This window comes from Paenibacillus sp. 19GGS1-52, assembly GCF_022369515.1.
Lineage (GTDB): Bacteria > Bacillota > Bacilli > Paenibacillales > Paenibacillaceae > Paenibacillus_AQ.
The window spans coordinates 1,943,784-1,963,348 of record NZ_CP059724.1 but is presented as its reverse complement, the minus strand read 5'-3'; the positions used below and the strand labels follow the sequence as shown (position 1 = coordinate 1,963,348).

The 19,565-nt window shown below is 47.8% G+C and carries 18 protein-coding genes; all 18 read right to left on the bottom strand.

All coding sequences use genetic code 11. From position 1 onward, the window contains the following. Positions 1 to 180: 180 nt before the first annotated feature. Positions 181 to 726 (bottom strand): GNAT family N-acetyltransferase, encoded by a 546-nt coding sequence (locus tag H1230_RS09075; RefSeq protein ID WP_239715162.1) that lies wholly within the window; start codon positions 724 to 726, stop codon positions 181 to 183. Between the two features lie 15 nt (positions 727 to 741). Beyond that, positions 742 to 1,044 (bottom strand): DUF5665 domain-containing protein, encoded by a 303-nt coding sequence (locus H1230_RS09070; protein ID WP_239717217.1) that lies wholly within the window; start codon positions 1,042 to 1,044, stop codon positions 742 to 744. 390 nt (positions 1,045 to 1,434) lie between these two features. Then, positions 1,435 to 4,527: an isoleucine--tRNA ligase gene (gene ileS / locus H1230_RS09065; RefSeq protein ID WP_239715161.1), complete on the bottom strand. Its 3,093-nt coding sequence runs from the start codon at positions 4,525 to 4,527 to the stop codon at positions 1,435 to 1,437. A 1,445-nt stretch (positions 4,528 to 5,972) separates the two neighbouring features. Then, on the bottom strand, positions 5,973 to 6,458 hold the full coding sequence (locus H1230_RS09060; protein ID WP_239715160.1) for a DivIVA domain-containing protein: 486 nt from the start codon (positions 6,456 to 6,458) through the stop codon (positions 5,973 to 5,975). A gap of 175 nt (positions 6,459 to 6,633) precedes the next feature. After that, a complete protein-coding gene (locus tag H1230_RS09055; RefSeq protein WP_239715159.1) occupies positions 6,634 to 7,416 on the bottom strand; it encodes a YlmH family RNA-binding protein in 783 nt (260 codons plus the stop codon). A gap of 9 nt (positions 7,417 to 7,425) precedes the next feature. After that, entirely contained in the window at positions 7,426 to 7,692 is a 267-nt protein-coding gene (locus H1230_RS09050) for a YggT family protein (protein ID WP_239715158.1), read from the bottom strand. 7 nt (positions 7,693 to 7,699) lie between these two features. After that, complete coding sequence (locus tag H1230_RS09045; RefSeq protein ID WP_239715157.1) at positions 7,700 to 8,143, bottom strand: cell division protein SepF; 444 nt, start codon at positions 8,141 to 8,143, stop codon at positions 7,700 to 7,702. A gap of 2 nt (positions 8,144 to 8,145) precedes the next feature. Further along, a complete protein-coding gene (locus tag H1230_RS09040) occupies positions 8,146 to 8,817 on the bottom strand; it encodes a YggS family pyridoxal phosphate-dependent enzyme (protein ID WP_239717215.1) in 672 nt (223 codons plus the stop codon). Positions 8,818 to 8,844: 27 nt separating this feature from the next. Next, positions 8,845 to 9,702, bottom strand: coding sequence for a peptidoglycan editing factor PgeF (pgeF, locus tag H1230_RS09035; protein WP_239715156.1), 858 nt, complete (start codon positions 9,700 to 9,702; stop codon positions 8,845 to 8,847). 166 nt (positions 9,703 to 9,868) lie between these two features. Then, positions 9,869 to 10,180: a YlmC/YmxH family sporulation protein gene (locus H1230_RS09030; RefSeq protein WP_154121341.1), complete on the bottom strand. Its 312-nt coding sequence runs from the start codon at positions 10,178 to 10,180 to the stop codon at positions 9,869 to 9,871. A 195-nt stretch (positions 10,181 to 10,375) separates the two neighbouring features. Next, positions 10,376 to 11,158: an RNA polymerase sporulation sigma factor SigG gene (sigG, locus tag H1230_RS09025; protein ID WP_154121164.1), complete on the bottom strand. Its 783-nt coding sequence runs from the start codon at positions 11,156 to 11,158 to the stop codon at positions 10,376 to 10,378. A 78-nt stretch (positions 11,159 to 11,236) separates the two neighbouring features. Continuing rightward, on the bottom strand, positions 11,237 to 11,959 hold the full coding sequence (gene sigE, locus H1230_RS09020; protein ID WP_028530613.1) for an RNA polymerase sporulation sigma factor SigE: 723 nt from the start codon (positions 11,957 to 11,959) through the stop codon (positions 11,237 to 11,239). Positions 11,960 to 12,032: 73 nt separating this feature from the next. Continuing rightward, positions 12,033 to 12,983, bottom strand: a complete 951-nt coding sequence (gene spoIIGA / locus H1230_RS09015) for a sigma-E processing peptidase SpoIIGA (protein WP_239715155.1) — start codon at positions 12,981 to 12,983, stop codon at positions 12,033 to 12,035. 456 nt (positions 12,984 to 13,439) lie between these two features. Then, positions 13,440 to 14,552: a cell division protein FtsZ gene (gene ftsZ, locus H1230_RS09010; RefSeq protein ID WP_239715154.1), complete on the bottom strand. Its 1,113-nt coding sequence runs from the start codon at positions 14,550 to 14,552 to the stop codon at positions 13,440 to 13,442. A 57-nt stretch (positions 14,553 to 14,609) separates the two neighbouring features. Continuing rightward, positions 14,610 to 15,872 (bottom strand): cell division protein FtsA, encoded by a 1,263-nt coding sequence (ftsA, locus tag H1230_RS09005; RefSeq protein WP_239715153.1) that lies wholly within the window; start codon positions 15,870 to 15,872, stop codon positions 14,610 to 14,612. 335 nt (positions 15,873 to 16,207) lie between these two features. After that, positions 16,208 to 16,963 (bottom strand): cell division protein FtsQ/DivIB, encoded by a 756-nt coding sequence (locus H1230_RS09000; protein WP_239715152.1) that lies wholly within the window; start codon positions 16,961 to 16,963, stop codon positions 16,208 to 16,210. Positions 16,964 to 17,027: 64 nt separating this feature from the next. After that, positions 17,028 to 18,311: a UDP-N-acetylglucosamine 1-carboxyvinyltransferase gene (gene murA / locus H1230_RS08995; protein ID WP_239715151.1), complete on the bottom strand. Its 1,284-nt coding sequence runs from the start codon at positions 18,309 to 18,311 to the stop codon at positions 17,028 to 17,030. Between the two features lie 132 nt (positions 18,312 to 18,443). Next, positions 18,444 to 19,565: an undecaprenyldiphospho-muramoylpentapeptide beta-N-acetylglucosaminyltransferase gene (murG, locus tag H1230_RS08990; protein ID WP_239715150.1), complete on the bottom strand. Its 1,122-nt coding sequence runs from the start codon at positions 19,563 to 19,565 to the stop codon at positions 18,444 to 18,446.

Sequence of the window (19,565 nt, the reverse complement as noted above, 5' to 3'; positions counted from 1 at the left end):
TATTGACAGAAGGTCACTGAGTCCGCTTCTTGTTCCCAAATCCCCTTCAAAAGTGAAATAGCGGCACTGCAGTCCACCAAGGTTGAACTTCAACTATTCTGGCTTTGTAGGTTTGACTCCTAATTCGTTCACACAAATTCGTCAACCGCTATTTTTGGTTTTGAGCCCTTTATTTAGTCTTCATTCCTTAAATCTTCCCATAATAATAGTGTTGTAGTATTTGCCGTCTGCAAGTAGTTTATCTTTCCGAAGTACGCCTTCGATTTCAAAGCCCGACTTCTTATAAAGCTCGATGGCTTTATCATTTGTTTCCAGCACGTTTAAAGTTATTTTTGTGACTCCACTACCGTCAGCCCAGGCGATTGATTCTTTCAACAGATTTTTGCCGATACCGTTTCCCCAATACTCTTTTAATACGCAGACTCCAAATTCTACTTTATGAGAGGATCGCTTCAACAAATTTCCGGCACATCTTGAAAATCCGACGATTTCATCATTTAGTTCCGCCACTAAAAATAGGTTTCTGTTATTTTCTGTATCTGCTTTAATAAGCTGTTCGAAACCAGATATATCTATGTAACCTTCTCCTTTTTCTCTGTCTAAATTCTCAGTCTCCCCATCCATCAACAACCTAATTTCCGATAATACTTGGGCATCTTTGGCAAGTGCAGACCTAATGGTATAGCTTATACCATTTATATAGAATTCCTGAGTATTGATTCTCATTCATATACTCCTCTATTAGAACGTCTTCAGTTCCAGCTGATGCTGAACGATGCGCACGATGTCAGCAATATAATCTCCGATAATCGGCAGATTAAGCGCACCAAGCACTTGAAGCACATACACAATTGTTGCCGCAAAAAAAGTAAAACCCAGCGCAATCCCCAGCCCACGTACGGTTCCTGACAGTAGATTTAAGCCAATCAGACGCCAAGGGGACAGCAGAAGCTCCGTATATTCAGAAATCCGCGCTTTTTCCATCTGCTGAGCCAGTCCGTTAGTCATTCGGTACATGGTGTTCAGCTTCTCCTCTGGAGACATATCCTCCACTTCACGTTGAATGGTGGCAGAGGACTCTGGATGGACAGATTTACGAACGGATTCGCTACTTGGGCTGCTGCTTCCTCCCGAGGTCTTGACGGTGATTCGCCCTTTCGATACTAACTCCCCTTCTCTTGCCTTCCGACCTTCCACGGATTTGGCTCCTTTCCTGTTCCCTTATCCACCACAAACTAAACGAGCCCGGCCAAAGAGATTATCTCTTTACGCACGGGGCTCGTCTTTTTGCGCCGAAATATAAGCAGATGTGTATCCCACGCAATACGTACTTATATTTCTCCGAGAAACAGGTGTCGCCCTTAAGCTAACGACAAGGCCATTTCTTCTTGTGGAGCTAGTATATGCTGTTTAGGGACAGGTAATGCAGGAGCTTTAAGCGCCAATATATATGCCAATCGATTTACCGCCGACATCTACCGTTTCAAAAGTATGCTCGCCATCGAAATCAATAGTCGTCACGAGTACATTTTCGCGCAATACATGTTCAAAAGCAGTAACCGCTGCTTTAAGCTCAGCGTCCACATGTAAGGTCAGGGCGATCCGTTTCTCAATCGCCAGATCCAGGCGCTTGCGGTAATCCTGCACCGCACGCACAATCTCGCGCACCCAGCCCTCCTGCTCCAGCTCAGGTGTGATCTCGGTATTCAACGCAACGGTAATACCGTAGCCAGATGCCGAAGCAAAACCCGGTTTCGCTTGTTTCTCTACGAGCAGCTCTTCTGCAGTGATCTGCAGCTCTTCGCCCTCTGGAGAGACGATGGCAATAAGGCCATCCTGTACTGTTTTGCGAGTGGATTCGCTGTCCAGTGCTTTTAGGAAGCCTTGCAGGAAGCCAACGCTTTTGCCGTATTTTTTACCCGCAACCTTAAGATTCAGCTTCAGCGTGAAATCAACAAATCCGCTGTCGCTAGTCTCAAGCACGATTGTTTTGATATTAATCTCATCTTTAACAATCTCTTCATAGTCAGCCACATCGAACGTATGATCCAGCGATACGATCAGCTCAGACAGCGGTTGGCGCGTCTTGATGCCTGTCTCGTTACGCACATTACGCGCCAGCTCAACGATTTGTCTGGCAGTCTCCATATTCTGCTCCAGGTCTTTGTCGATCAGACTTTCGTCAGCTACCGGATAATCCACCAAATGGACACTTTCACCACCGCCCAGGTTCGTAAAGATATCCTCAGACAACATAGGTGTAAATGGAGCCATCAGCGTTGCCGTAGTCAGTAGCACATGGGTCAGCGTACGGTAAGCATCCAGCTTCTCTTCACCCAAGCCGCTGCCCCAGAAACGGTCGCGGGAACGACGGATGTACCAGTTGCTTAGCTCATCTATAAAGTTCTCAATCGCTTTGGACGAATTGACGAAGTCGTTAATGGCCAAGCCTTTCTCCACTACGAGGATCAGGCTGTTCAGGCGGGATAGAATCCAGCGATCCAGCTTATTCTCCGACAATTTAAACGGATGGTCGGCCGGGTCGTAGCCATCAATGCCTGCATATAACGTCAGGAACGCATGCGTATTTACCAACGTATCGACAATCTTGGATTTGGTCTCACCTACCAGTCCGCGGGAGAAACGTTTGTTATTCCATGGCGCACTGTCAGACAGAATCGCCCAGCGGAAAGCATCGGTACCATACTCATTGATGATTTCCCACGGATCAATGACATTGCCCTTGGATTTGGACATTTTTTGACCATTCTCATCAAGGATGTGGCCGGTAGCAATAACCGCCTTGTATGGAGCAACGCCCTTGAACAAAGTGGAAACTGCCAGCAAGCTGTAGAACCAGCCGCGTGTCTGGTCAATCCCTTCACAGATCATATCCGCTGGATATTGATCGTTCAGCTTATCCGCATCCTCAAATGGATAGTGGCTCTGGGCAAAAGGCATCGAACCGCTGTCGAACCAGACGTCGATCACCTCTGAAGTCCGCACCATCACTCCACCTTCGCTAAACGGACTGCGCAGCTTGATGTTATCTACATAAGGCTTATGCAGCTCGATATCCTCAGCTACTTCACCAATCGCCATCGATCTCATCTCAGCGATGCTGTGTGGAGCAAATTCTTTGCCGGTATCCTGACATACCCACACGTTCAGCGGTGTGCCCCAGTAGCGGTTACGGCTGATGTTCCAGTCCACAAGCTCATCCAGGAATTTGCCAAACCGACCTTCGCGCACATGCTCAGGGTACCAGTTCACCGTGTTATTATTAGCGATCAGCTGATCCTTAATGGCCGTCGTGTTGATAAACCAGCTGTCTGTTGCGTAATACAACAGCGGCGTATCGCAGCGCCAGCAGAACGGGTAGCTGTGCTCGTATTTTTCTTTGCTGTAAAGCAAGCCCTTTTCAGACAATGCTTTAACAATGTCCAGATCACAGTCTTTCACAAAACGTCCGGCAAAATCAGTCACTACAGCTGTATATTTACCCGATAAATCAACCACATTGACGAAGCTGATGCCGTGTTCGCGGCAGGTCTTATAGTCATCTTCACCATGCGCAGGAGCCATATGCACAATCCCTGTACCACTGGAGTCCGTAACAAAGGAAGCGCCGACGATGACATTACTTTTCTCTGCCTGAATATATCCAAATGGCGGCGCATAGGTTTTGCCGATATATTCGGAGCCTTTATGTGTCGAAAGGATCGTGTGCTCACCCTTCAGCACCTCATCCACCAAATTCTTGGCCAGCACATACACGCCGTCCTCTTGCTGCGCGCGTACATAATCCATGTCCGGATTCATGGCCAAAGCCATATGCGCTGGCAAGGTCCAAGGCGTTGTCGTCCAGGCCAGCACATAATCGCCGCTGTCATCCAGCTTGAACTTCGCAGTCGCACTGAGGTCCTTAACGGTCTTGTAGCCCTGTGCCACTTCATGCGAGCTTAACGTAGTCTGGCAGCTCGGACAGTACGGGCTGACACGGTGTCCGCGTTGCAATAACCCCTTCTCATGAACGGTTGCCAGAATGTTCCACACACTCTCAATATAGGTGTTATTGAGGGTGACATATGGATTATCAAGATCCGTCCAATAGCCAATGGCTTCCGTAAATTCACGCCACTGTTTCTCGTAGCCAAAGACGCTGGCTTTACACTGTTCCACGAATTTCTCTACGCCGTAGGCTTCAATCTCCTGCTTGCCAGAAATGCCCAGCTTCTTCTCCACACCAAGCTCAACAGGCAGACCATGTGTATCCCAGCCCGCTTTGCGTACCACGCGGTAGCCTTTCATCGTCTGATAACGGCCGATGAAATCCTTGATTACCCGTCCCAGCACGTGCCCGATATGCGGCGCACCGTTAGCGGTCGGCGGACCTTCATAGAACACATAGTTCTTCTTGCCCTCACGGTTCTCCATGGATCTCTTGAATGTATTCTCGTCGTTCCATTTCTTTAAGATCCGGACATCTCTAGTCCGTGCTTTTTCTTTGATATCTACTTTATGCATTGATTCAAATCCTTTCGTGGTTTAGTCTCTTTAAACCTTTTTCGATCCCTCCCAAACCCTCCCTTAGCCAAGGGAGGGCCCCAAGGGCTCCGCCCTCTGGACACCCGGAAAGTTGTCGATGGACTCGGGAGAGACGGGTTAATGTTGTTTTTGGTGTAATGCCCGCCCTGCCGCAAGCGGCAAGCTCTACTTAAGGCACCCGAGCCGCGAACCCGTTAGGGCAGCGCTGGCTCGGGGGCCAGAGGGCGGGCTTGCGCAGCGCCCGCCTGGCCCTTGAACTACAGGGCACCCGAGCTCGCGAACCCGTTAGGGCAGCGCTGGCTCGGGGGGCCAGGGGCGGGCTGGCGCAGCGCCCGCCTGGCCCTTGAACTACAGGCACCCGAGCTCGCGAACCCGCAGGGCAGCGCTGGCTCGGGGGCCAGAGGGTGGGCTGGCGCAGCGCCCGCCTGCCCTTGAACTACAGGCACCCGAGCTCGCGAACCCGCAGGGCAGCGCTAGCTCGGGGGGCCAGGGGGCGGGCTGGCGCAGCGCCCGCCTGCCCTTCACAGTGAAGGCCCCGCAGGCGAACCCGCCAGGGGAGCCTAAGAAGGGCCGCTCCCCCGCCACACGTATCAGTTCCCTTCCGCCACAGTCCTTCATTCCACCAAGTTTGCGGGTGTCCAGAGGGCAGCTGCCCTTGGGGTCCCCCTTGTAAGGGGGATTTAGGGGGATGTCCCTACGAACCAAAACGAGCGTCCCCCCGCCCCTAAAGGGGCGAGACGACGCTCGCGATACCACCCTAATTCTGTGCATGAGCACATCCTTAAGGGGATTGTATTCAGCACGATCTCAGTTCCGCACAAAAGATCTGCACGGGTCCGGTGTAACGTCCGGCGGACGGCTTAAACTTACGCACGTGTTAACGCTTCAGCTTAAGCTTCTAGGGGAAGATCTTCCGGTAGGTGCGAACAATCGGCTCTCAGCAATCGCCGACTCTCTGGAGAACGTTACCTTGTCGTACTTGTCCCGTCATCGAATACATATGAATATGGTATAGATATGTTCTATTTATAGACTCTTTAGGCTTAAATGTCAACTCTCGAAGCCATTGTTCAAGATGAACATAAGACTACAGTTTCATATCAGAAAAAGTTGTCTCAATACATAAAATAACATGAAATTATGCTGTTAATTAAGAGGGAAACATCACTTAGAGACTCATTAACATGAATTTCTGCCTCTAACTTGGCTCTTTGAAGCCCATTTCCTAAATCTAGATGAAAATAAAGGCATGAAATGCTGTTAAATAGAGAATCAGGCATGATATCAATGATTTAGCAGCATGTATTGCTGTTAAATTAGACAAGCTTGCCGAGTCTTAGCAAAAACACCCTTGCTCAAGCAGTTGTTCAGGCATAGGAACAGTCTGGTTTCCCCTCTGGCTTACTTGGGTACCGTAATAGTATCTAGAGGGAGTTCTCCGATACCTCACGACTCTCCAGAGCATTCCAGTCATCCTGTGACAAAAGCTCTAATTGTGCTTCCAGTAAAGTACGGAAGCGAGTGCGGTAGATGGAAGCTTGTTTGCGTAATTCTTCAGTCTCTATAGCAACCCTGCGGGATTTGGATAACGCTTCGTTAATAATCCGGTCAGCGTTCTTCTCTGCTTCTTTAATGATCAGCTGTGATTCCTTCTTGGAGTTGCTCTTCACATCATCTGCCGCTTCCTGAGCAACAATGATAGTCTTCGATAAGCTCTCTTCAATATTCACAAAATGATCGAGTCGCTCTTGAATGGTCAAAAGCTGATTGTGCATTTCCTTGTTCTCACGGATGACGATTTCATAATCCTTGATCACTTGGTCCAGAAATTCGTTGACTTCGTCCTCATCATAACCACGAAGTCTCCGGGAGAACTCCTTGTTATGTATATCGAGCGGTGTTAATGGCATGCTGTGCACCTCCTAGAAATTTCGGACCTCTTTAAGTCCCTGAAGCCGATATACTTTGCTGCTGCTGCTGTACATGGTTGGCCTCTTCTACAAGTATCGGCGTCCGGCTCCACAATTGTTTGCTTCCCCAGAGATAATCAAATTCGACAAGTTAAGCCTGATTCCTGCAAAGAACTCAGACAAATTTGCCAACCATAAGCCGATAGCGGCCCTTTTTCGTCAAACTGCCGATCTCCAGCACTTTGAAACGGCCAAACCCTTGTATGGAGACCATATCGCCTTCTTTAAGTCCGAAGGATGGATCTTCCTCCACCTTCCAGTTCACCCGGACACGCCCCGCTTTAATCGGAACCAGAATTTTACTTCGGCTTAACCGTGTAACATCTGAGGCTATTCCATCCAAACGCAAAGAAGCGGCAGTCAATTCCATGGTTTCCAGCTTCACCTCGCTGCTGCGCAGGGAGGAAAGAGGCAATATCTCCGTACTAACCTGTATGCGGTGTACACCTGTCAAATTCATAGCCAAATAATCAGCAATATCCGCGGCCACAACAACATGGCAACCGTCTTCCAAAACGTGGATATCACCGATTTTACCTCTTTTTATTCCTAGTCCGAGAATGGAACCCATATAATCGCTATGCTCAAGTGCAAGAAATTTCTGTTCACCTGAGGTTATCGCTAACACCCGCAGCTCCATATCCTCATTGTCCAGCTCACGGTAATCCGGAGCTACCAGCGCACGTTTACGCTCGGCTCCCTCAGATCCGCCTTCCCATCTAACCGTAACATCTGGATGTCGGTTCACCAGGCTCTGCAAAATATAACCTTGACGGGGGTCGAGAAATTCGGTCAGCTTGGTCTCGTGATACTCTCCTGCATGAGTAACCCATTCCCAAGCCTTGTCCACAAATTGCCGTTCATCGGGATGAAAGTGCCCGTAAATTTCATTCTTCATTCTGTCAGCCTAAAAAATATAGGTCAATATAGATTTAAGTCCATTGGCTGCGAATTCCAATACGATCAGTGCAACGATCGGAGAGATGTCGAGTGTCCCAAAAAGCGGGGGAATGATCTTCCGAAATGGAGTCAAGTAAGGTTCTACCAGCTTACTGAGCAGTTCTCCAATAAAGTTATCACGAACATTGGGCAACCAGGACATAAGTACGTAGAAGATGATCATGTAAAAGTAAATGTTGAATAGTATCGTGATAATTGAATTAATTTGGTCCAAAACCCGTTCACCTCATTCTGTTATAGTCTGGGTCGTCACCCAGGATCTCGGTAATAGAGCCTTGGATTTCAACCGTATCCGGCGTGCACATAAATATATTGCCCCCAATTTTGGAGATTCCTCCACCAAGGGCATAAACCGTTCCACTGAGAAAATCAATAATTCTCATAGCTTGATCATTGCGCACGCGCTGCAGATTTATGACTACTGTCCGGTGTGAGCGGAGATGATCAGCTATTTCTTGAGCCTCATCGTAGGAACGGGGCTCGTAAAGAACAACCTTCACATTTTTTTGCGAATGGATGCTGACGACGTTAGCCCTTTGATTCTTGCGCGTTTCTACAGAGGCCGGCTCGTATTCATCCTCATCACGGGAAATTTGCTCCCGCTCAATAATTTCCTCTTCCTCCTGCAAGCCCAAAAAACTCATAAATCGGTTCATCACGCCCATCACTATCCCTCCTCGTGGCCTACTAACACCGTTCCCAAGCGTACCCAGGTGGCCCCTTCCTGTATCGCCACTTCAAAATCATTCGACATGCCCATCGACAGCTCTGTAATTGGCTCAGGGGTCAGCGCAAGATGATTGAGCTCATCCCGCAGTGCACGGAGTCCACGAAATACCGGACGGGTAAGCTCCGGATCACCTTCAAAAGGCGCCATTGTCATCAGTCCGATTACTTTCACGCGGTTCAGACTGGCGATATCATGAAGGAAACCCGGAACGGCTTCAGGCGACAAACCAAATTTACTATCTTCTCCTGATATATTCACCTGAAGAAACACATGAACATCTTGCTCGATGGCCTCCGCCTTCTTATGAAGCTCCTGCGCCAGAGACAAGCGGTCCAAAGAATGTATATATTGAAATTTGCCGATAACGTCCTTTACCTTATTCGTCTGCAAATGCCCGATAAAATGCCAGGTTCCCTTGTCTCCCAAGGCTTTCCATTTACGTTCTGCATCCTGCCAGCGACTTTCGGCAATCTGCATAAGGCCTGCTTCCAGCACAGCGGATACTGTTTCCAGAGAAACATATTTCGTCACTGCAATTACATGAACGTCACTTCGATTCCGGCCGCTTGCCGCACAAGCTCGTGCTACACGTTCCTCTACCTCAAGCATTCTTTCCTGCAGTGTTAAAGCCAACTTTCAACTCTCCTTTATTCCGATCCAGCTTGTCATTCTGCCTGTAATTCCATTTTCTTTGCGATAGGAAAAAAACAAATTAGGATTACAGCTTGTACACCATGTTGTACATTCGATATGAGTCGGCAATATTCCTGCTTTTATCATAATGCGTTGATTCATTTCTTTCAAGTTCAGCATGGTTTTACTTTCATCTGCGTCTGATTTTTCGTATAAGTCCGTGCTATTCCCTATTTCTATATGCTTAGCCAAATCGTCCTCCAGGCGGTGAACGTGCTTCATCACATAATCATCAACTTCATAGCAGCATTCGCCAATAGATGGTCCAATGGCAGCTAGGATATTAGTTGGATGACTACCAAAGTTTATCTCCATTGCCTTAACCATAGCAGCAGCGATCTCAGCCACCGTACCTTTCCAACCTGCATGTGCCAGACCCACGACACCGTGGAGCGGATCATAAAAATAAAGCGGCACACAATCCGCATAAAAGGAAGTAAGCAGCACACCTGGAACATTAGTAAGCAAGCCATCCGTTGCCTGAAAAGCTGAGGCTCGGTCCTTGCTTCCGCGTCCACGGTCCGCTTCCCTTACTATCGCTATCTCTGTTCCATGAGTTTGTTCCCCGCATGTCCAAGCGTCGAGAGTGAACCCAAGGCTTTCAGCGAGTGTTCTCCGGTTGCTCAGAACATCTTCGGGTGCATCCCCAACATGAAATGCACAATTCAGGCTGTCATACGGTGCCTTGCCGGCCCCACCCTGTCTGCTAGTCAAACCCGCAGTAATTCCATTGTGCTCTGCACACCACGGCTCCAGCCGAAGCAGCAGAGGCATCCCGTCACTCTGTACAAACGGTTCCATATCCTCACCTCCGCTTAAGTGTACCATAAGAACAAAACAAGATGAAACGGCTTCACCGTCCATTTATGGAGGGTATCCGTCTCTTCGAGAAATATACGCATAAGTTATCGAGTGAAATCTATAACTTCTTATATTTTAAGAATAAACAAAAGAAAGACGCACCTAATTAATAAGTGCGCCGTTCATTGCGGTCTCCCCGTTCCAGATACATCGTTTCCCGTTCTCCTTCTGCCTGAGGCATTCTGGACTCTTCAATCTTTACCAGCACTACATCAGAACCGATCTTGACAATATTCCGCCATGGGATGATCAGATCCGTACCTCCTCCGAACAACCCCATAAAGCGGGTATAGCCGGGAATGACGATCGCATCAATGACACCGCGCCGCAGATCAAGCTCCAGATCACTAATCTGACCTAGCCGCTTGCCATCCACAATATTGATAACATCCTTAGTCTGAAAATCAGAAATTTTCATTTTTTTGGCTGCCCCTAAGGAATCCTCGTTCACCTTACCACCCCTGTACAATCAGACCTATAGTCCAATATATGTGGGATGAGCTTGGCAACAGACCAGAACAATATTTATATTTTTGAAATCCCCTTCCCTAAAAAAGGATACCCTGAAACCCCACTATGTAGGCTCCCAAGGTATCCTCTTAATTTGTTCAGGTTAGGACTTCACATATTTCTGCATTTGCTGGATAGCCGATTTCTCAAGACGTGAGACCTGGGCCTGTGAAATGCCTATCTCATCCGCTACCTCCATCTGGGTTTTCCCTTCAAAAAAGCGCATGGACAGAATCCGTTTCTCACGTTGACCCAGCTTGCGCATCGCTTCACGCAACGCAATTTCTTCGATCCAAGAAACATCTTTATTCCTGTCATCACTAATCTGATCCATTACATAGATTGGATCTCCACCATCATGGTATATCGGTTCGAATAAAGAGACCGGGTCCTGAATGGCATCAAGAGCAAATACGACATCTTCTTTTGGCACGCCGAGCGCTTCTGATATTTCAAATATTGTGGGCTCTCGTGAATTCTGATTAGTTAGACTGTCGCGTACCTGCAGTGCTTTGTAGGCAATATCCCGCAGTGAACGCGATACACGTATCGGGTTGTTGTCACGTAGATAACGGCGGATCTCACCGATAATCATCGGCACAGCATAGGTAGAGAATTTAACATTTTGCGATAAGTCAAAATTATCGATGGCTTTCATCAGCCCAATACAGCCTACCTGAAACAAATCGTCAACGAACTCTCCCCGATTATTGAATCTCTGGATAACGCTCAGAACAAGTCTCAAGTTACCGTTTACCAATTTCTCTCTGGCGGATCGCTCGCCCTGCTGCTGCAGCGAAGTGAACAATGCCCTCATTTCCACATTCGTCAGAACGGGCAACTTAGCGGTGTCCACACCGCAAATCTCGACTTTATTTCGGGTCATGATGATTTACCTCCCAAGGAGAAACATTACTGTACATTATCTCCCCGGGTGGCCATTTTATTCCTTGAACATTTCGACTTACACCATCTTGTTGAACTCCTTGCGCAGCCGCTTGATAATTCTTTTCTCCAGACGGGAAATATAGGATTGGGATATACCGAGCAGATCCGCAACATCCTTTTGTGTCTTTTCCTCGCCTCCGCGCAGCCCGAAACGCAGCTCCATAATGAGTCTTTCCCGTTCACTCAGCTTCTCTAGCGCTTTCTGCAGCAGCTTGCGATCCACCTGCTCCTCAATGTTGCGATAAATCGTGTCATTCTCTGTTCCCAGAACATCTGAGAGCAATAATTCATTGCCATCCCAATCGATATTAAGCGGTTCATCAAAAGAAACCTCGCTCCGCGTCTTGCTATTGCGCCGCAGATACATCAGGATTTCATTCTCGATGCAGCGTGAAGCATAAGTGGCCAGCTTGATTTTTTTCTCAGGATCAAACGTATTGACTGCCTTTATCAAGCCAATTGCCCCAATGGAGACAAGATCTTCAATGTTGATGCCGGTATTCTCAAATTTACGGGCAATGTATACTACCAGCCGCAGGTTACGTTCGATCAGCATGGCCCGGACGGCCGCGTCACCGCTAGACAACCGTTGGAGCAGGTATTCCTCTTCTTCCCGCGTCAACGGAGGTGGCAGAGCCTCGCTCCCGCCAATATAGTAGATTTCCTGGCTCTTCAGACCCAGCAAAAATAGCATACGGTAATATTGCAGCTGCAGCGCTATTTTCCATTTGACCATTATTGTTCCTCCTCCAGAAGTGTGCACGGTTCATCGTGTGTGAAGTTTCCATTCCCGCATTCAGCGACAGGCCCTGTTAGGAAGGCACCGCTTCGACGCTGTTCTTTTGGGCCAGATCAGGATGTATGACCGCCCGGTACGCACCGTCTCCCGACAGTGTCCCGCCATCCAGCCCGATAAGCACCCTTTTATTATAAAAGGTATCTTCACCAAGCTTTATTACCACAAGGTCAGGCTTCAGCGCGAGCATAAAGGATGCTCCACGGTTAATCCCTCTATAGGGCACAAGCCGAATCCTGTCCTGCCAAGCAAAAGACTGCCCGTCCGTTTCCAGCAAAAGTCTGTCCGCTCCATCCTGAGTCAGCCTCCCTTTCCAGGAAGCCGGAAGATATCCCTCCCAGATAGATGCCTCCATGACCATTACCGGAATTCGGGTCAAAGGATCACAAAGTCGGTTGCCTGTGTCCAGCAGTCCCGGACAGGAAACGGTCACCCCGTCGATTTCTACGATCACCTCACCGATGTAGGATTCAAGCTGTTCCCTTCTGATCCGTGAGGAATGCACTGCTCTGAAGCAGACCAACACAAGGGGAATAATTACCAGGACAAACCCAAAGCCGATTTGCAATCGGTAGGCATGCCCCCCGGAAGCTGTGAACATTATGCCGTTCCAAATATCCCCCGAGCTCTGCAGCAAATAGTGAATGCCCAATATACCGCCTGCCGCCGCAAAATTGATAATATAGAAAGCTCCAAGCGAGCGAAGGTAGCTTTGTAGACTTCTAAAACCAAAGGCAATCCACAGCATAAAGAGCGACAAACCGAACTTGATGAGGAAGGTGTAGAGGAAGGACAGCTCCGGTACGAACATCATTACTACGTAGAGAGCACCGACTAGAGCCGAGAGTACCAGTCGCCACCAGGACATTTTGAGCTTGACCAGCCAGCCTGTCAGCCATAAAAGGATTCCATCGATCAGCAAATTGGCGGCAAAAATCAAGTCAATATAAACAACCAGGACATTCACCTGCCTATTACCGTGAAATCTATCCCGAAGTCAAGAACGGATCAGGCTCTCTTTTTTGGACGATAAGATTAGTATAGAAAGTCTCACATTCAAAGTCTGTCTAAACTTGGGAGGCATTCCTGCGTTTTTTTTGTCGAGTTATAGCGGGGGAGAGTTTAATATAAATATAAGGCTAAGTTATGGCTCAAAACCAAAATCAGCGGTTGACCACTTGTGCGTGGAGCCGCTACGGTTCGGAGGGTTCTTACGATCGCTGTTAAAGCCCGATTTCCTTATCTCCAGAATCCCTCCGACCCTTCGCTTACGTTTGCACGTTTAGTCAGCTTCTGATTTTTATATTGATCCTAATTTATTATGTGAAATATATAAATTCTTAGCTCGCAAAAAAAGGGTATCCCAGCAGCCATCTAAATGGCTGCTGGGATACCCTTCCGTTAAATAAGAGTCTAGGTGTTATTAATCATTATTGCCGCGTGTACGGTTACGTAGGAACGTCGGTATGTCCAACTGATCAGAGGTTGTCTGATTGCCGAATGGGCGCAAGTTAGCATTCTTATCCGCAGCTGGTTCATTTGTATTAGCAGCCGGGCGACGAGGTGGGGATATTGGAGAAGGTTTATGTTCAAAGCCGGTCGCTATAACCGTGACTTTAATTTCATCCTTCATGCTATCATCAATGATGGCACCGAAAATCATATTTACATCAGGATCAGAAGCAGAGGTAACGATCTCAGCAGCTTCATTAACCTCATACAACGAGAGATTCGAACCCCCCGTAATATTCATGATCACGCCGCGAGCACCCTCAATAGACGTTTCCAGAAGGGGACTCATAATGGCTTTACGCGCTGCTTCCGAAGCACGGTTCTCCCCAGCAGCAACACCGATACCCATCAGCGCCGATCCGCGCTCGGTCATAATCGTCTTCACATCTGCAAAGTCAAGGTTGATCAATCCCGGTACAGCGATCAGATCTGATATCCCTTGTACCGCCTGACGAAGCACGTTATCCGCTTCACGGAATGCTTCGAGCATCGGTGTTTTCTTGTCGACGATTTCAAGCAAACGATCGTTCGGAATAACGATTAAAGTATCTACCTTTTCCTTCAAAGCCTCGATTCCAATCTCTGCTTGATTGGAACGTTTTCTACCTTCGAAGGTAAAAGGACGAGTTACAACGCCCACAGTCAAGGCTCCACATTCTCTTGCTATTTCAGCAATGACAGGTGCAGCACCTGTACCCGTACCCCCGCCCATTCCTGCGGTAACAAAAACCATATCAGCGCCTTTAAGGGTATTCGAAATTAAGTCACGTGATTCCTCAGCCGCTTTCTTTCCGACTTCAGGATTAGCACCTGCACCCAATCCTCGGGTCAACTTGTCCCCGATTTGTAGCTTATGCTCCGATCTGGCCATATGCAGCGCTTGGGCATCTGTATTAACTGTGATAAATTCTACACCTTGAACGCCATTTTCAATCATCCGGTTGACTGCATTGCTGCCGCCGCCGCCCACACCGATGACTTTAATTTGCGCCAAGCTCTCCATTTCAAAATCAAATTCTAACATATGATCCCTCTCCCCCTGTGTGCTTGGATGCCCGGTCCAAGTATTCTGGACTTACAATTATATGAACTCGCTGAACATATTCTTTAGACGTTCTACCAAACCGGATTTACGAACAGTATCCTGTTTGGGTGCGGCGTTCTGTTTACTCCTATTAACCGTCTTCTTAGTACTGTTTCCGCCATTGCTTCGACCACGTAATCTGCGGACAACATTATGCAGGATACCTACACCACCAGTAAAGCCGGGGTCTCGTACACCGATATAATCAGGTACAGCAATACGCACAGATGCAGATAGCTCTGTCTGGGCAGCTTTTAATACGCCAGGCATGGATACAGTACCACCCGTTAATATATAACCTCCAGGAAGCTCACTATAACCAAGACGCTTCACTTCCTGACGAATCAGATGGAATATTTCCTGAACTCTGGGCTCAATAATGGCCGCAAGATCCTCTTGATTAAATTCTTTTTCCACATTGCTACCGATACGTAGCACTTTGAACACCACATCTGCGGCTGCATCGTCAATCCAGGCACACCCATATTTCAGCTTTACCTTCTCAGCCTGGTCGGTAAGTGTTCTAAGCCCATAGGCAATATCATTAGTTACAAATTCTCCGCCGATCGGAATCGTAGAGGTTGCACAAAGGGAACCCTCTGAGTATACAGCTATTGTCGTTAAACCAGCACCGATATCTACCAGTACAGCGCCCATTGACTTCTCGTCTTTGGAAAGCGCTAATCCACCCGCTCCGAGAGACATCAGCACAAGATCCTTAACTTTCAGTCCTGATTTCTCTACACAACGCAGCAAATTATGTATTGGTGTCTTGGCTCCGGTAATAATTGTCGCTTCGACTTCCAGACGAACGCCGATCATCCCGCGCGGGTCCTGGATACCTTCAAGGCCATCGACGATATATTGTTTAGCAACAACATCGATCACTTCACGCTCTGGAGGCAACGCAATCACTTCCGCAGCTTTCATTACGCGTTCGATATCATCCTCGCCGATTTCACGATCCTCATTCTGAACGGCCACTACACCGTGGCTGGATTGCAGGCCAATATGATTGCCGGATATGCCCACATAGACCTCGGATATTTGAATACCGACCATTTGCTCTGCATGTTCTACAGCGCTCCTAATCGATTGCACAGTCTGATCGATATCTACAATCGCACCTTTGCGTATTCCTTCCGAATCAGCAGATCCAACACCAATAATATTAAAGGTTCCATTGGTAACTTCCCCAATAATTGCCCGAACTTTGGATGTACCGATGTCTAAACTAACAATGATGTCATTGTTGCTCAAGTCCTATGGCACCTCCTGTTATTATTCATACTAATTTGTAAAGCCATTTTCCCAGTCCAGGAAAACATATCTCTGTACATATTCAACATACCTAATCCTTTCCCTCTTTTTTCTACAAATTTTTTGAATGGAATAATATAACAACACTCCAAATGTAAATGGATTCTGTTCAATTTCTGAAAGAAAACCATTCACTGCAAAAATATAAGCAAAATAGAGGAATTCCATCCATAATTAGGCTCGAATTTCAAAAAATCCGGAGAAAAAAGAGGGATGCAGCTTATTGCCCATAAACCAGATTGTAGCATTTTTTCTGTAGTATTAGTAGGGACTATTTACTCTTGTATGTCCTCTTTATCCTCAATTATCGGCTGAAAAGGTACGTAGGAATCAGCTTCGAGCATCTTGATCAATCCAGGCTGCTCCGTCTCTGTCACCTGATTCAAATATTCGACCTTAGCCTTGAGCAGTGAAATTGCGGTAATAACCTCAAACCGAGATCTTGTATACAGTTTGATCCGGTCTGGAAAAGACAGCGTAGGTGATGGAACTATTTCGGATATATCACTTGTCAGTTGGTTAGGAATACTGCCCAGCGCCTGACACAGTTTCGCCTTATACGGGTCTGAGGCATCCCAGTTCGTAAGTATAGGCTTCTCTACTGCTATACCCGTCTCGTTAATCGAAACCGCTGCTCCACTGGACAAAATCGCTTTCAGGCTGCCTGCCTGATCCAATTCATAGGCAACCGCAGGATATTCCTCAATACGAACCGATATCACACCGGGGAAATTCTTCTCTACCGTTGCCTTTTGAATGGTCTTAAGCTCTTTCAAGGAATCCTCCACTGAATTCGTGGAGACGGCAAAGAACTGTCCACCAATCTGCAGCTTGCTTTGGGACAATAATTCCTCACGTGAGGAATACTGGCTTCCCTGAAAATTAATTTCCGTAATCCGGCTTACTGACGATCTGAAAAAAATCACAGCAAGAAGCGCAGTGAACAGCAGCAGCAGGATTGCCGTGATTTTACGGCTCATTTTTTTCTTAGGCTTGTCCTCTTTAAGAAGAGGTAAACGGGTTGTAGGCATTCTCTTATCTCCGTAGTAAGACCCTGTCTCCTTCTGCTATTGAACTAAAAGGAGACAGGGAGCTTTAATTGGCCAAATCTAACGGACCCGTTACGGGTACCTTGCGACTGATGTGTGCGCCGAGCTTCTGAAATAGCTTCTCGATACCTTCATATCCACGATCTATATGATGCGCCTGCTCAACGATCGTCGTTCCTTGGGCAGCGAGTCCAGCAATCACTAACGCCGCTCCGGCCCGTAAATCAGTAGCTTCCACCGTAGCACCATAAAGTCTTTGTACGCCGCGTATGAACGCACGGTTCATGTCAATGGAGATATCCGCACCCATCCGGGCCATCTCCTCCACATGCTTGAAGCGTCCCTCGAATACCGTCTCTTTGATTACGCTAAATCCATCGGCCAGCGACAGCAATACCATAACCTGAGATTGCAAATCTGTGGGAAACGAGGGGTACGGAGAGGTCACAATTCTCTCGACTGCACGAGGACGTCCCATACAGCTGATATTAATTATATCATTGCATACTGTAATTTGAACACCAGCGCGCCTCAGCACATGAATGAGGGAAGTCAAATGTCCGGCATTGGTGTGTGTCAAAGTCACATTACCTCTTGTTGCAGCTGCAGCGATCATCACTGTTCCGGCCACAATCCGGTCAGGTATCACCTCATATGTGCAAGGATAAAGTTTCTTCACACCTTGAATCGTAATCGTATCGGTACCTGCCCCAATAATCTGAGCACCCATTTTATTCAAAAAATGCTGCAAATCCTGAATCTCCGGTTCTCTGGCCGCACCCGATATCGTTGTACTGCCTTCAGCCATGGCCGCAGCCATCATGATATTTTCGGTCGCGCCTACACTTGGGTAGTCTAAATGGATATCACAACCCATCAGTTTAGCAGCGCGACAGGAAATCCGGCCGTTATTCTCCTGGATCTCTGCTCCGAGCGCCTGCAGGCCCTGCAAATGAAGATCAATTTTGCGTTCACCGATTGCGCAGCCTCCTGGCTGATAAATCGTTACCTCGCCAAATCTGGATAACAACGGTCCCATCAGAAAAATAGAGGATCTCATCTGTCGCATCAGATCCTCAGGAACATGGGAGGTACCAACAGATGACGTATCTATCGTCACCGTCTCCTCTTCATGCGCGCTTGTACAACCCAAACGACCCAAAATATCCAGCATGGTCTCGATGTCCAGCAGCTTCGGCACATTGTGCAGTGAGTGAACTCCTTCGGCCAGCAGGCTTGCCGCAAGAATTGGCAGCGCCGCATTTTTTGCTCCATGGATACGTATGGTGCCTGACAGGGGACTTCCACCCTCAATCACCAATTTGTCCAATGTATCACCTCCGAGATTACCGCTCACCCACCACGAACACTTCTTGGTACGATCTGGGTGATTGTCACGATTATAGAATTATCCTATGTTCGTTCCCTCGGGTGTGTGACTGCACTGCTGATTTCTGATAGCTTATGAATTCTTTTTCTTCTTCCCCGCAAGCCTCCGCAGCTCATTTACAACTACTGCAGCGGAATCCCTTTTGCCAAGACCTAGAGAAGCCACTGACATTTTACGATGCACTGCTTCTACTCCAATAATCTGTTGAATAGCTTCGAACATCGCTTGCCCAGACAAATCTTTCTCCAGCAGCACTACAGCAGCACCACTGCCTTCCAGTTGCCTTGCGTTCACTTCCTGGTGATTGTTCGTCACATTAGGAGAAGGGATGAGCACGGAGGGGATACCTAAGGCTGTAATCTCAGCGAGAAATGAAGCGCCCGCCCGATTCACGATCAGAGAAGTGCAGGCTAAGACCTCCGGCATATTATGAATATAGGGAAGAACATGAATCCAGTTCGGGAGTCCCCCCAGCTTCAAACTTACTTCCTTGCGAGTGGCTTCGAAATAAGCTTCACCAGTTACATAGACATAATGAACTCCTTTACCCTTACCCAAAAAGGGAATCATCTCAATCATTGCGTTATTGATAGCCTTCGCTCCACCGCTGCCGCCAACGATCAGTACAATAGTGCTGCCTTCTGGTATCCCCAAGGAAGCAAATCCCTTTTGTGGACTTGCTGTAGCTACGGTTGTAGCACGTGGGTTACCCGTATAAATAACGTGTTTACAAGCCGGAAAAGCTGACTCCATCCCTTCAAAACTAACAGCCACTGTATCTGCATACCGACTGAGAAAGCGATTCGTCAAGCCAGGAACGGCATTCTGCTCATGGATCAAGGTTGGAATTCCTAGACGTGAAGCTGCATAGACGACTGGACCGCATACATATCCACCTGTACCGATCACAACATCGGGCTTAAACTCTTTTAACATTATTTTTGAAGCCTTAACTCCCTTTAGGAAACGCATCACTGTCTTCACATTATCTATGGACAGCTTCCGCCGAAAGCCGGTGATGTCAATAGACTTGAACGGGAGTTTCTCCTGTGGAACCAGCTTGCTCTCTAGGCCTCGTGATCCTCCAATGTACAGAAAGGCTGAGTCACTCTCTTCGGCTTCCAACTGTCTAGCCACGGCTACCGCAGGATAAATATGTCCACCCGTGCCTCCGCCGCTTAATACTATACGCAT

Bases quoted from the DNA above. Each gene is read 5' to 3' on its own strand.
- H1230_RS09055 (WP_239715159.1), bottom strand. From the start codon at position 7,416: ATGAAGAATGAAATTTACGGGCACTTTCATCCCGATGAACGGCAATTT.
- H1230_RS09000 (WP_239715152.1), bottom strand. From the start codon at position 16,963: ATGCCTACAACCCGTTTACCTCTTCTTAAAGAGGACAAGCCTAAGAAA.
- murG (WP_239715150.1), bottom strand. From the start codon at position 19,565: ATGCGTATAGTATTAAGCGGCGGAGGCACGGGTGGACATATTTATCCT.
- ftsZ (WP_239715154.1), bottom strand. From the start codon at position 14,552: ATGTTAGAATTTGATTTTGAAATGGAGAGCTTGGCGCAAATTAAAGTC.
- H1230_RS09060 (WP_239715160.1), bottom strand. From the start codon at position 6,458: ATGCCATTAACACCGCTCGATATACATAACAAGGAGTTCTCCCGGAGA.
- H1230_RS09045 (WP_239715157.1), bottom strand. From the start codon at position 8,143: ATGGGCGTGATGAACCGATTTATGAGTTTTTTGGGCTTGCAGGAGGAA.
- H1230_RS09075 (WP_239715162.1), bottom strand. From the start codon at position 726: ATGAGAATCAATACTCAGGAATTCTATATAAATGGTATAAGCTATACC.
- H1230_RS09070 (WP_239717217.1), bottom strand. From the start codon at position 1,044: ATGTCTCCAGAGGAGAAGCTGAACACCATGTACCGAATGACTAACGGA.
- pgeF (WP_239715156.1), bottom strand. From the start codon at position 9,702: ATGGAACCGTTTGTACAGAGTGACGGGATGCCTCTGCTGCTTCGGCTG.
- sigG (WP_154121164.1), bottom strand. From the start codon at position 11,158: ATGACCCGAAATAAAGTCGAGATTTGCGGTGTGGACACCGCTAAGTTG.
- ileS (WP_239715161.1), bottom strand. From the start codon at position 4,527: ATGCATAAAGTAGATATCAAAGAAAAAGCACGGACTAGAGATGTCCGG.
- H1230_RS09040 (WP_239717215.1), bottom strand. From the start codon at position 8,817: ATGCTTGAGGTAGAGGAACGTGTAGCACGAGCTTGTGCGGCAAGCGGC.
- H1230_RS09030 (WP_154121341.1), bottom strand. From the start codon at position 10,180: ATGAAAATTTCTGATTTTCAGACTAAGGATGTTATCAATATTGTGGAT.